Below are 12,943 nucleotides of genomic sequence, written 5' to 3' on the forward strand. Positions count from 1 at the left end.
GCTTTGTATTCATAGTGCGATGGTTTGCCCTTCTGTTGAGCTAAAGATAATATTCACACGCCCAGTATAGTACGTTTTGTGACCGATATGTCTATCGCGCAGGATCCGCCCGAATCAAGCTAACATAAAAACTTAAAAATCAAATATTTATATGATGCTTTGAATTGAGTCGAGAGGTTTTTTTACATGATGGTTGCTGCCATTAATACACAATCTCGACCAAATATACGGCGTAACGACTGTTCCACTGTATTCAGGTATCATTCTCTCTTTTAATCACCTTATGACTATGTTAATACCCATGACCCCTAACGATTTTATTAATAAATGGCAAGGCATGACCTTAAATGAACGCGCTGCCGCGCAGGCGCATTTTATTGATTTATGCCATTTACTCAATGAACCCGACCCGATTACTGCCGATAAAACTGGTGACTGGTTTTGTTTTGAACGCGGCGCGATGAAAGCCGGCGGCGGAAATGGCTGGGCGGATGTGTGGAAACGCGGTCATTTCGGCTGGGAATATAAAAGCCCGGGTAAAAATCTCGATCAGGCATTTCGGCAATTGCAATTATACACGCCGTCGCTGGAATACCCACCGCTCTTAATTGTGTCGGATTTAGAGCGGATTATTATTCACACCGCCTTTACTGGTACGGTGCCGGATCAATACACGCTGACATTAAATGATTTGCGCGATCCGTCCAAGTTGCAGTTATTAAAATGGGCGTTTTCTGATCCCGAAAAATTGCGGCCAATTGATACGACGGCGGCATTAACTGAAAGAGCGGCGCGGCAATTCGGTGAATGGGCCGAGGCATTATGTCAGCGCGGCCATGATTCGGCCACTGTGGCGCATTTTAGTCAGCAATTATTATTCTGTTTATTTGCGCAAGATATTGGTTTGTTGTCAAATCAATTGTTCACGCGGTTATTAGAAAATGGCTTGAAATATCCCGCGCAAGTTGAGCAGATGTTGGCCAGTTTATTAGATACGATGGCGACGGGTGGGTTATTCGGATCAGAAGCAATTGATTGGTTTAATGGCGGGTTATTTGCGGACGCGGTGCTGGTGCCATTAGAAACGGCAGATTTGAAAACGCTGCATTCATTCACTAAATTGAATTGGTCTGCGATTGAACCGAGTATTTTCGGGACATTATTCGAGCGCGGGCTTGATCCAAAACAGCGGGCGCAATTGGGGGCGCATTACACCGATCCCAATTCAATTATGCGATTGGTGGCGCCGGTGGTGTTAATGCCATTGCGTAAAGAATGGCAGAGCGTACAAAAAGAAATGCTGCAATTAAAAACGGCAGCAGATGCGGCGAAATCGCCCGCCGTGCGTGATAAACAGTTGACTAAATTGCGGGCGCTCTTTACTGGAACGCTGGAGCGGTTAAATCAATTTCGCGTCTTGGATCCGGCCTGCGGTTCGGGTAATTTTCTATTCTTAGCATTAAAAGGTTTAAAAGATTTAGAGCATGAAATTATTTTAGCCGGTGAACAGTTGGGGTTAATGCGCGCCTTTCCAACCGTCAGTCCGCATAATGTGTTGGGCATTGAAAAGAATCATTACGCGGCGGAATTGGCGCGGGTGACGGTGTGGATTGGTGAGATTCAGTGGATGTTGCAACACGGGTTTTCTTTATCAAAAAATCCGATCTTAAAACCAATTAACATCATTGAACAGCGCGATGCAGTGGTGAATGCAGATGGCAGTGAACCCGAATGGCCAACCGCCGATGTGATTATTGGCAACCCGCCGTTTTTAGGCGGCAGTAAAAAGCGCGGTTTATTAGGGGATGATTATTTTGCGGCATTAGAAACCATTTACGCCGGGCGAGTACCAGCGGGGGCGGATTTGGTCTGTTATTGGTTTGAAAAAGCGCGAGTGCAAATAGAAACTGGCAAAGCGCGGGCGGCGGGATTGGTTTCAACTAATTCAATTCGTGGCGGGTCTAATCGCAAAGTATTAGATCAGATTTGCCAAACAACGCGGATTTTTAATGCCTGGTCAGATGAACCCTGGGTGAATGATGGCGCAGCAGTGCGGGTGAGTTTAATTAGTTTTGGCGAAATCAAAACGCCGCCGGTATTAAATGATGAGCGCGTGGCGGTGATTTATGCGGATTTAACAGCGGGTTCAAGTGAAATAAAAATGGATGTCACAACGGCGAAACCATTAAATGAAAACAGCGGCGTTTCATTTCAAGGTTCACAAAAAATTGGCGCATTTGATATTTCAGGCGATTTGGCGCGGGAATGGTTAGCACTGCCTAATCCGCACGGCCGCCCGAATAGCGATGTATTAAAACCCAGTTGGAATGGATTGGATGTCACTCGTCGCCCGCGTGATGTTTGGATAATTGATTTTGGTTGTACGATGTCAGAAATGGACGCCGCATTTTATGAAATGCCGTTTGGCTATGTTGTTGAAAATGTTAAACCAGAACGTATTAAAAATCCCCGACCAGTTCGAGCAAAATACTGGTGGCGTCATGGCGATACACAACCTGCAATGCGTAAAGCAATTAATCATTTACCGCGCTACGTTGCCACTCCACACGTTGCCAAACATCGTATTTTTATTTGGATGCACTATTCTATTTTGCCGGATAAAATGTTAATTGTCATTGCCCGCGCCGACGACACCACATTCGGTATTTTGCATTCGCGTTTTCATCAATTATGGTCATTAAAATTGGGCACCAGTTTAGGCGCAACGCCGCGCTACACACCCACCACCACCTTTGAAACTTTCCCCTTTCCAATTGGATTAACCCCCGCCGACACCGCCAGCCACGCAATTGAAACATTAGCAAGCGGCGCCATCATTCCCAGCGTCGCCAGTGAATACCGCGCTCATGCAATTGCCATTGCCGAAGCCGCGCACCAATTAAATCAACTGCGCGACAATTGGTTAAATCCGCCCGAGTGGATTGATCGCGTACCCGAAGTCGTGGCCGGTTATCCTGATCGCATCATTGCCAAACCTGAATACGCCGCGCAATTAAAACAGCGCACCCTGACCAACTTGTATAATAAACAACCGGCGTGGTTAGTGAATGCACATCAGCAATTAGATCAAGCGGTGGCGGCCGCCTATGGTTGGTCAACTGAATTAAATGAAGCGGCGATTTTGCAGCAGCTATTGCAATTAAATCTAGCGCGGGCGGAATAAACACGGTGCATTCCAGAGCGCGAATCAATCATGCGCATCACGACCGCTTGTTTTTCGCATTCGCAAACGCCGCCGCCAACGTATTCTCCCCCGCTGGCGGTGCTGTGGATTTCACCGCCGCCGCCGCCGAGCGCGTCACCGAGCCAGTCGAGCGCGCCGCGCCGCGAGTTGATCCCGCCGCACCCGCCGTCGGCACTGGCTCATCTAACCGCAAACTCAGCGCAATTCGCCGCCGTTCGAGGTCAATTTCCAGCACTTTGACGCGCACCACCTGCCCGGACTTGACCACCTCACGCGGGTCTTTCACAAAATGATCCGCCAACATCGACACATGCACCAACCCGTCCTGATGCACGCCAATATCCACAAATGCCCCGAAATTGGCGACGTTCGTCACCGTTCCCTCCAAGATCATGCCCGGCGTCAGATCGCCAATACTTTCCACGCCCTCCTGCAACGCCGCCGCTTTGAACTCGGGGCGCGGGTCGCGGCCGGGTTTTTCCAACTCCGCCAAAATGTCGCGCACCGTCGGCTCGCCAAATTGCGGATCGGCAAACTCACGCGGATTGAGCTGCCGCAACGTCGCCCGATCACCAATTAATGCGCGTATGTCTTTGTTAACTCGCGCTAAAATCCGCCGCACCACCGGGTAGGCTTCGGGATGCACGGCGGAGGCATCGAGCGGCTCGTCACCATCTGGAATGCGCAAAAATCCCGCGCACTGTTCAAAGGTTTTCGCGCCCAAACGTGGCACGTCCAGCAACTGCCGCCGCGTTTTGAACGCCCCGCGCTCCTCGCGCAACCGCACGATATTTTCCGCCAACGTGTTGTTTAAACCCGACACCCGCGCCAGCAGCGGCACCGAGGCGGTGTTCAATTCCACCCCGACCGCGTTGACGCAATCCTCGACCACCAACTCCAAACTCCGCGCCAGCCCGGCTTGATTAACGTCGTGTTGATACTGCCCCACACCAATTGCTTTGGGATCAATTTTCACCAACTCGGCCAGCGGGTCTTGCAACCGCCGTGCAATCGAGACCGCCCCGCGCAGTGACACATCCAACTCGGGCAATTCGTGCGCGGCGTACTCGGAGGCGGAATAGACCGACGCCCCGGCTTCGCTGACCAGCAACGCCCGCAAGCCAAACTCGGGATGTTGACGGATCAGATCGCGCACCAGCCGCTCGGTTTCCCGCCCGCCGGTGCCGTTGCCAATGCTGACCAATTGCACGCCGTGGAGTTGCACCAACGTCGCCAATGTTTTTAGCGACGCATCCCATTGATTTTTCGGCACATGCGGATAAATCGTCCCCGTCACCACCACGCGGCCGGTGTTATCCACCACCGCGACCTTGACACCGGTGCGCAAGCCCGGATCCAGCCCCATCGTCGCCAATCGCCCTGCTGGCGCGGCGAGCAGTAAGTCTTTGAGATTTAATGCAAAAACTCTAATCGCCTCGGCATCCGCCGCCTCCAGCAGCCGCCCTTTTAATTCCAATTCCAGCCGCGTGAATAACTTAACCCGCCACGCCTTGCGCACCGTTTCAATTAACCAGTCATCCGCCGCCCGCCCGCGAGCGTGAATGCCGAAATGCTGCGCGATTTGGTGCTGATAACTAGCGTCGGGCAACTCGCCCTCGTCGGGCAGCAAATCGAGCGTCAACACGCCCTGATTGCGGCCGCGAAACAGTGCCAAAGCGCGATGCGATGGAATGGTGCGAATCAGCTCGCGGTAGGCAAAATAATCAGCAAATTTAGCGCCTTCCTGCTCCTTGCCCGCCACCACCTGCGCCGTCAAAATGCCGCGCTCCCACAACTGGTCACGCAACCGCCCGGTCAATTCGGCATCTTCGGTGAACTGTTCCATCAAAATCTGCCGCGCCCCTTCCAGCGCCGCCGCCACGTCCGCAACGCCTTGATTTGCATCAACAAACTGCGCGGCGTGAACGGTCGGCACGAGGTCGGGATTTGCCAGCAACTGTTCCGCCAGCGGCGCCAATCCCGCCGCCCGTGCCAACTGCGCTTTGGTGCGGCGCTTGGGTTTGTACGGCAAATACAAATCCTCCAGCCGCTGCTTGGTGGTCGCGGTGGCAATCGCCGAGTGCAGCGCCGCATCCGTCACGCCCTGCTCGGTCAAACTGGCGACGATCACGGCGCGGCGCTCTTCCAAATCCCGCAAATAAGCGAGGCGCTGTTCGAGCAATCGCAACTGCGTATCATCCAACCCGCCGGTCACTTCTTTACGATAACGGGCGATAAATGGCACGGTGGCACCGGCGTCGAGTAACGCGACCGCCGCCTCAACCTGATGCGGCTGCGCGGCGAGTTCTTGGGCAAGCAAATCAATTAACGACAACATGGGCTTAAAACCTGATTAACGATGCGAAACATGACGACATTATTCCAGAATTGGCGGCGAATGGCGGGTTATTTGCACGGCGGACGCGAGTGGTGCGCGTGAATGCGACTGGATCAACTGCGCCACTGCTGCGCTGGCAACCGACCACGACGCCGCCGCCGTTGACTGCCGCGAGCGTGCATGTTTGGCGTATTTTCCCCGACGTTGCCAGCACGTTGGCGCAGGATGACGCAGCGGCGGTGTTATCGAATAAAGAGCGCGAGCGGGCGGCGCGGTTTTATCAAATCAATTATCAACGGCGGTACATTTATACGCACGCGCAGTGCCGTTTTATTTTAGCGCGTTATTTAAACCAACCACCCGAGCGGCTGGCTTTTCATTACACCGCGCACGGCAAACCGCAATTGACGGCGCCGGCAATGCCAATTGAATTTAATTTAACCACCAGTGGTGATTTGGCGTTACTCGCGCTGTCATTGGCAGAACCCATTGGCATTGATTGCGAATACTTACGGCCGCGGCGGGATTTATTCGCAATTGCCCAGCGCATGTTTGATGCGGCGGCAGTGCAGCAATTAACCGCATTACAAGTGGCAAATAACAGCGAATTAGTGCGCGAATTTTATCGCCATTGGACGGCATTAGAAGCGCGAGTGAAACGCGACGGGCGGGGATTAAGTGGGCATCGCAAAGCAGATGATTTGGCAATTGACATCGCCCATGCGCAACCCGATACGAATACGCTCTGTGCAATTGCGCGGCGTGATTTACCCGCCGCGTCTGAGTGGTTAACTTTTATTTGGGCGGAATGAAAACGCGGTACGGCGGTTGAATTGATTAGCATTAAAACGCTGCTATGACGCCGTTTGATGCAATGCTTCCAAAGCCGCATTAGCAACTGTTGCAATCTCTGTCATGCCGCGCACCCGCGCAATCGTTCCCAGCGCCTGTATTAAAGCCGCTGGATCATGTTCCTCTAAAACAACCGTTAAATACTCTGCAATTGCCCGTTCATCTTCTAAATAATCTGCCATATCAAACTCAGGCAAGTCTGCGGCATAAATTGTCTCATTCATAATGATCTGCCTTAATTCTCATCGCCAGATTAATTGCTTTGGCAATATCCGTTTCTTGCGTAGATTTATCGCCACCGCCGAGCATGATAATTAATATGCTACCGCGTTGGACATAATACATTCTCCAACCCGGGCCAAAATGCTCGCGCATTTCAAAAACACCATTTCCTACTGGTTTTATATCACCCAAGTAGCCGTTTTGCATTTTCTCAAGGCGACGTGCAAGTCGGCGTTTGATTAAACCGTCTTTAATGTTATTCAACCAGGTTGAGAACTCTTGAGTGTATTTTATTTTTAACACAACAAAAATCTCCACCTTATTATTATTACAATGCGGCAATGATTCAACGGTTTATTTCGCCACTAGCTGGGTTAACGCTGCCCGCCTGTCACTTTTTTGCTAAAGTGGATAATTAAAACGCCGCAATGACGCGATTACGCCCCTGCTGTTTGGCTTGATACATCGCCTTATCGGCTTGAACAATAATCTCATCCAGCGTTTCATAATGACTAGAGTGCGCCACACCAATACTGACAGTGGTGGAAATCATCACGCTTTTTTCAATTGCTTGCCGCAAATTTTCACCAACGCGAATACCCTCCTCAACGATAGTGCGCGGCAGAATAATGACAAATTCTTCACCACCCCAACGGGCAACGAGATCACTCTTGCGCGTCACCTGTAATAATTGCTGGGCTAAATGACACAACACCTGATCGCCATAATCATGCCCGAGCGTATCATTAACACGTTTGAAATGATCCACATCAATTAACAACACGCAAAACCCGCGCATCTGTTGATAAATCCCCTGCGTTTTCATATCCATATCTAACCCGCGCCGATTTAATAAACTAGTCAACGGATCATGGGTGGCTTCATTCAACATACGCGAATGTTCAATTTCCGCATCGGTAATATCATGCAACGACACAATAAAACAGTCGCTTTGTGCCGGTAACTTCCGCCCCTCCAATAATAAATAATACAAGCGCCCGTGCAATTCAGCCGTGAACTTTAATGGCCCTTCGTTTTCCAGCGTTGCGACCCAATCCGAATGTGACACAAATGGGCGGCCATTCACCGTGCGAAAATAATGACAAATACAACCAACCTGCTGTTGAAAATGCGTCAAATCATCAATTTGAAAAAACGTCCGCAATGCCGCATTCGCTCGTTTTAATTCCCGTCCATCACTAATGCCAATCATCGTGGGATTCAGATCAATTGCTTGGGTTAAAAACAATTGTTCCTGTTCCAGCGCATCATGCAATTGCACTTCGGTTGTGACATCTTTTTGATTAGAAAACCAATAAATAATGTTGCCCGCATGATCCCGAATTGGCACGATATTCCACGACACCCAATACGGCACACCATCTTTACGGTAGTTAATTGCGCGCCCTTCAAAATTCTCACCGTTTTCTAAATTACGCCGCAAACGATCCAGAGTCGCCCGATCCGTCTCCGGCCCCTGCAAAATACGCGGCGTTTGTCCAATCAATTCAATACGCGAATAGCCCGTCATCTTTTCAAATGCTTTATTCACATACAAAATTTTCGGGTGATCAGCATTCAATTCTGCCGTCGTAATAATCACACTCGTGAGCGCTTCATCCAGCACTGCTAATAAATCACCGCTCGGAATAGTATTCATCGCCTCATTCATAGTTTACCCACTTCCCGAAGTGACAACTTCTTTTCAGGATGACACAAGATATGGCACGATTATTCACCAGATACGCGCCGAATATTTGCTCCCAATTCTGCAAACTTTGCTTCAATATTTTCATACCCACGATCAATATGATAAATCCGATCAATCACCGTCTCACCATCTGCAACTAATGCCGCTAATACCAAACTAGCCGACGCCCGCAAATCCGTCGCCATTACCGGCGCGGCCGTTAATCGTTCAATGCCACGACACATCGCTGTATTACTTTCTAATCGAATATTCGCCCCCATCCGCTGCATTTCGACCGCGTGCATAAAACGGTTTTCAAATACCGTTTCAATCACTTGACCCACGCCGTCGGCAATACTGTTTAATGCACAAAACTGCGCCTGCATATCAGTTGGAAATGCCGGATATGGGGCAGTGCGAATATCCACCGCCCGCGGCCGCTGCCCCCGCATATCTAATTCAATCCAATCATCACCGCTTGTAATTACCGCCCCCGCTTCACGCAACTTATCTAATACCGCTGTTAGTAAATCAGCACGGGTATTTTCAATTCGGATGTGACCGCGTGTCATTGCAGCGGCAACCAAATAAGTGCCAGTTTCTATTCGATCTGGCAATACGCTATATTGCGTACCAATTAAGCGTTCCACACCGTCAATTGTAATGGTCGGGGTGCCAGCGCCATGAATCTTGGCGCCCATTGCATTCAAAAAGTTCGCTAAATCAACGACTTCTGGCTCACAGGCTGCATTGTGTAATACACTGCGCCCATCCGTTAATACCGCCGCCATTAACAAGTTTTCAGTGCCAGTGACCGTCACTGTTTCCATTGTAAAGGTCGCGCCGCGCAAACGTTCTGCCTGCGCCTGAATATACCCATTGCGCACTTCAATTGCCGCACCGAATGCGCGCAAGCCATCTACATGCAAATTAACTGGCCGCGCTCCAATAGCACATCCGCCGGGTAATGACACCTCCGCTTGACCAAAACGTGCTAATAACGGACCCAATACCAGAATAGACGCCCGCATCGTTTTCACTAATTCGTAGGGCGCGGCATAATGCGTCACTTCATTCGCATCAATTATAAATTGCTGCTGGGCATCCTGAGTGAACTGTACACCCATGCGCGTCAACAATTGCAGCATGGTTTTAATATCCCGCAATTGCGGTACATTCGATAATGATGTGCGTCCTTCGGCTAATAAGGTCGCGGCGAGAATGGGTAAAGCAGCATTTTTTGCACCCGCTGCTCTAATAGTGCCGGCAAGCGCCTGCCCACCGTTAATTACAAATTGATCCATGAGTGACCGTTGTTATTGTGAATGAGAAATCGCCGCTTCAATTGGTGCAGTTTCAAGATGCAATCCAAGCAGCGTATCAAGATTGGAGAGCGCCGCAATCCGCACCAATGCCACCGGCCAATTAACATATTTTAATTGGCAACCCGTGCGAGATGCTTGTTGTTGCCAATCTAATAATAATGCCAACCCGGCGCTATGCACTTGCTGAATACCACTCAAATCAATTGTGAGGTTAGACGCCGCGGTGAATAGGCGTTTTGTGTCCCGCGCTAATAGCCCAACGCTGGCGAGTGTTAAATCACCGCATAATTGAAATTGCCCGGCGTCACGTTGAATTAATTCAGCAATGGGTTTAGAGTTTCGAGGCATTTTTGGTGGTCAATTCTTGAATTAACCCATCAATTCCGCCGCTACTAATAATACTGCGAAACTGCCCGCGATAATTCGCAATCAGACTGACGTTTTCAATCACCACGTCATAGACTTTCCATTCTGAACCCTGTTGCTTTAAGCGGTAATCAATTGGCACCGCTGCCGCGCCGGGCGCTCGTACTAAAGTCGGCACAATTACCGTATTCGGTCGAGTACCGGGTTTAGCCGATTGATAAATAATATCTTGCCCCGTGTAGTTTAATAATGCGCGTGCATAGGTGCGCACTAACATTTGTTGAAACCCATCAATTAACGCCGTGCGTTGTTGCGGCGTGGCGGTGCGCCAACTTGATCCAACTGCTGATTGAGTAATGGCAGCAAAATCAAAATGCGGCAATAAAATCTCGCTCACTAATTGATAAATGAGACGCGGATCCCGATCCACATCCGCCCGCTGCATTTCTAATGTTGACAGCATTTTAGTGGCGGTACGTTTAATCAGATCGGTTGCCGCTTCATTTGCCAGAACCGGCTGTATTGTCTGCGCAAATAGTAATAATGCCGTCACGGCAGCAATAAAAAAAGTCGTGGGTTTTGCGGTCATGGTGTGGTTGCTTCTCCTGCTTTGTTGAATAAAAATTGTCCAATGAGTTGTTCTAATACCAGTGCCGATTGGGTGTGTTCAATTTGACTGCCGGCCGCGAGATAATCTTCACTGCTGCCGGGGTCCAGTCCAATGTATTGTTCACCTAATAATCCCGCCGTAAAGATATTGGCAAAGGTATCAGTTGGAATACGATTATATGCCGTGTCTATCTGCAACGTGACAATTGCTTGGTAATGGGTTTGATCGTAATTAATGGCTGCCACTCGCCCGACGCGCACTCCAGCCATACTCACTGGCGCTCGCACTTTTAAGCTGCCGATATTATCAAACCGAGCGGTCACTTGATAACCGGTCGTTTGGCTAAGTTGACTTAAATTGCTGACGTGCATGGCAAGAAAGAATAATGCTGCAATCCCAATTGCAATAAAAATACCGACGGTCAATTCAAGTGTGCGGGTGCTGTTCATTGGTGTTATGCGGTGTCCACAATAAATAAGTTGCAGTGGTCGTGAGTCGTTTAATCAAATGGTGCGCTGTCATGTCTAATAAACTGGTTAGCCAAACATTAACGCAGTGAGAATGAAATCTAATCCCAGCACCGCTAATGCGGCAGTGACCACGCCGCGAGTCGTGGCGCGACTAACGCCGGCGGCAGTTGGAATTGCATCATAGCCATTAAATAACGCAATCCAGGTCACAACCCAGCCAAATACAATACTTTTAATGACGCCGTTAATGATGTCGTCATAAAAGTCTATTTTGTCTTGCATTTGGCTCCAAAAGGCGCCGTCATCTACGCCTAATAACCCAACGCCAACTAAATAGCCGCCCATAATTCCCACAGCGCTAAAGAGCGCCGCTAATAATGGCATGGCTAATACGCCGGCAAAAAAGCGTGGGGTTAAAATGCGTTGAATAGGATCAACCGCCATTAACTCTAGTGCGGCTAATTGTTCGGTGCTTTTCATTAGCCCAATTTCGGCAGTTAAAGCAGAACCGGCGCGGCCGGCTACTAATAATGCGGTGACGACGGGGCCTAATTCGCGCACTAATGAAGCGGCCACCATCACGCCAAGACTTTGTGCCGCACCGAATTGTGAGAGAATAGTAAAGCCCTGTAAACCTAATACCATTCCGACAAATAAACCCGAGACGGCGACAATGAGGAGTGATAATACACCGATATTAAAGAGTTGTGCAATCAATAGGCGCGGGCGAATGAACAGGGTTAAACCGCCGGCAATGATAGCGAATAAGAGCAAACTGGCGCGACCTAAACTGGCAATAGTGGATAAGCCAGCGTGACCTAAGTGAATAAACCGATTAATCATGGTGCTTATTTGCCGAGAAAATCCGCTGCTAATGGCGGCGCGGGGTAATGAAAATGCACGGGGCCATCCGGCAAACCGGCGACAAATTGTTGTACCCAGGGCGATGGGTCAGCGGTGAGTTGCGCTGGTGTACCATGACTAATGACCCGCCCTTCAGCTAATAAATAAACGTCGTCAGCAATAGAAAAAACTTCATTGACATCGTGCGACACGACAATACTGGTTAACCCGCTGGCATCATTTAATTGCCGAATTAAACTCACCAGTACGCCTAATGAAATTGGGTCTTGACCAGTGAAGGGTTCATCATACAAAATCATCATTGGGTCTAATGCAATGGCGCGGGCAAGTGCGACGCGCCGTGCCATGCCCCCCGATAATGCGTTGGGCATTAAATCAGCAGCGCCGCGCAAGCCAACTGCTTCGAGTTTCATTAAAACTAATTTGCGCAAAACTGATTCGGGTAAACGCCCGTGTTCCCGAATAGGAAAGGCGACGTTTTCAAACACGGTTAAATCAGTTAATAGCGCACCACTTTGAAATAACATGCCAATGCGGGTGCGCAACGCATAGAGTGCTTGACGCGATAATCCATGAATGGGTTGGCCATCAACTAATAGCGTACCGGCGGTGGGGCGTAATTGACCGCTGATTAATTGTAATAGCGTGGTTTTACCTGTGCCACTCGGCCCCATAATGGCGGTAATACGCCCACGTTGAATATCAAGGTCAACACCCGCAAAAATAACGCGCTCACCGCGTCGAAAATGCAGATTGCGAATGCGTACCAATGGCGTGGGCGGGAGCGACGGTGGGTGGTGGGTGACTTGAGAAATATCCACAATATCAATGAGTTGAGTTAATGATTAAATGACGATACTAAGGGTGAGTATACCTGAGAAATTGGTGTGATGTCGCTATCTTAGAACATAAATCCGGTAGTTATGCAGTAATAGGCGTAGGAATAGTGAGAAATTCAATTCGTTTGGCAGGTGGTGTTAAAAGTAATACTGTTGGATTGA

At 49.6% G+C, this 12,943-nt stretch carries 12 protein-coding genes; 2 read left to right on the forward strand and 10 right to left on the reverse strand.

Features of this window, described 5'->3' with window-relative positions; all coding sequences use genetic code 11:
* The first annotated feature begins 301 nt into the window (after positions 1-301).
* Positions 302-3,184 carry a class I SAM-dependent DNA methyltransferase gene (locus HUK38_RS07540; RefSeq protein ID WP_182583709.1) on the forward strand — a complete coding sequence of 961 codons (2,883 nt, stop codon included), beginning with the start codon at positions 302-304 and terminating at the stop codon, positions 3,182-3,184.
* A gap of 37 nt (positions 3,185-3,221) precedes the next feature.
* Here HUK38_RS07540 and HUK38_RS07545 read toward each other — a convergent pair whose 3' ends face one another.
* Positions 3,222-5,543: a Tex family protein gene (locus HUK38_RS07545; RefSeq protein ID WP_182583710.1), complete on the reverse strand. Its 2,322-nt coding sequence runs from the start codon at positions 5,541-5,543 to the stop codon at positions 3,222-3,224.
* Between the two features lie 50 nt (positions 5,544-5,593).
* Here HUK38_RS07545 and HUK38_RS07550 point away from each other — a divergent pair, with 50 nt between their 5' ends.
* Positions 5,594-6,355 (forward strand): 4'-phosphopantetheinyl transferase family protein, encoded by a 762-nt coding sequence (locus HUK38_RS07550; protein ID WP_182583711.1) that lies wholly within the window; start codon positions 5,594-5,596, stop codon positions 6,353-6,355.
* Between the two features lie 42 nt (positions 6,356-6,397).
* Here HUK38_RS07550 and HUK38_RS07555 read toward each other — a convergent pair whose 3' ends face one another.
* The 9 genes from HUK38_RS07555 to HUK38_RS07595 all read right to left on the reverse strand — a co-directional run bounded on the left by HUK38_RS07555 (position 6,398) and on the right by HUK38_RS07595 (position 12,763).
* Positions 6,398-6,619 (reverse strand): addiction module antidote protein, encoded by a 222-nt coding sequence (locus HUK38_RS07555; protein ID WP_182583712.1) that lies wholly within the window; start codon positions 6,617-6,619, stop codon positions 6,398-6,400.
* On the reverse strand, positions 6,612-6,920 hold the full coding sequence (locus HUK38_RS07560) for a type II toxin-antitoxin system RelE/ParE family toxin (RefSeq protein ID WP_182583713.1): 309 nt from the start codon (positions 6,918-6,920) through the stop codon (positions 6,612-6,614). Before HUK38_RS07560 ends, HUK38_RS07555 begins: the two co-directional genes overlap by 8 nt.
* A gap of 112 nt (positions 6,921-7,032) precedes the next feature.
* A complete protein-coding gene (locus tag HUK38_RS07565; protein WP_182583714.1) occupies positions 7,033-8,277 on the reverse strand; it encodes a sensor domain-containing diguanylate cyclase in 1,245 nt (414 codons plus the stop codon).
* A gap of 71 nt (positions 8,278-8,348) precedes the next feature.
* The gene (gene murA, locus HUK38_RS07570) at positions 8,349-9,611 is read right to left on the reverse strand and encodes a UDP-N-acetylglucosamine 1-carboxyvinyltransferase (RefSeq protein WP_182583715.1); all 1,263 of its coding nucleotides are present in this window, start codon (positions 9,609-9,611) and stop codon (positions 8,349-8,351) included.
* A 12-nt stretch (positions 9,612-9,623) separates the two neighbouring features.
* Positions 9,624-9,980, reverse strand: a complete 357-nt coding sequence (locus HUK38_RS07575) for an STAS domain-containing protein (protein WP_182583716.1) — start codon at positions 9,978-9,980, stop codon at positions 9,624-9,626.
* Entirely contained in the window at positions 9,964-10,587 is a 624-nt protein-coding gene (locus HUK38_RS07580; protein ID WP_182583717.1) for an MlaC/ttg2D family ABC transporter substrate-binding protein, read from the reverse strand. The genes HUK38_RS07575 and HUK38_RS07580 overlap by 17 nt, the downstream gene beginning before the upstream one ends.
* Complete coding sequence (gene mlaD, locus HUK38_RS07585; protein WP_182583718.1) at positions 10,584-11,057, reverse strand: outer membrane lipid asymmetry maintenance protein MlaD; 474 nt, start codon at positions 11,055-11,057, stop codon at positions 10,584-10,586. Before mlaD ends, HUK38_RS07580 begins: the two co-directional genes overlap by 4 nt.
* Positions 11,058-11,144: 87 nt before the next feature.
* The gene (gene mlaE, locus HUK38_RS07590) at positions 11,145-11,921 is read right to left on the reverse strand and encodes a lipid asymmetry maintenance ABC transporter permease subunit MlaE (protein WP_182583719.1); all 777 of its coding nucleotides are present in this window, start codon (positions 11,919-11,921) and stop codon (positions 11,145-11,147) included.
* Between the two features lie 5 nt (positions 11,922-11,926).
* On the reverse strand, positions 11,927-12,763 hold the full coding sequence (locus tag HUK38_RS07595) for an ABC transporter ATP-binding protein (RefSeq protein ID WP_338065381.1): 837 nt from the start codon (positions 12,761-12,763) through the stop codon (positions 11,927-11,929).
* Between the last annotated feature and the right edge of the window lie 180 nt (positions 12,764-12,943).

Source organism: Thiospirillum jenense (genome assembly GCF_014145225.1).
Lineage (GTDB): Bacteria > Pseudomonadota > Gammaproteobacteria > Chromatiales > Chromatiaceae > Thiospirillum > Thiospirillum jenense.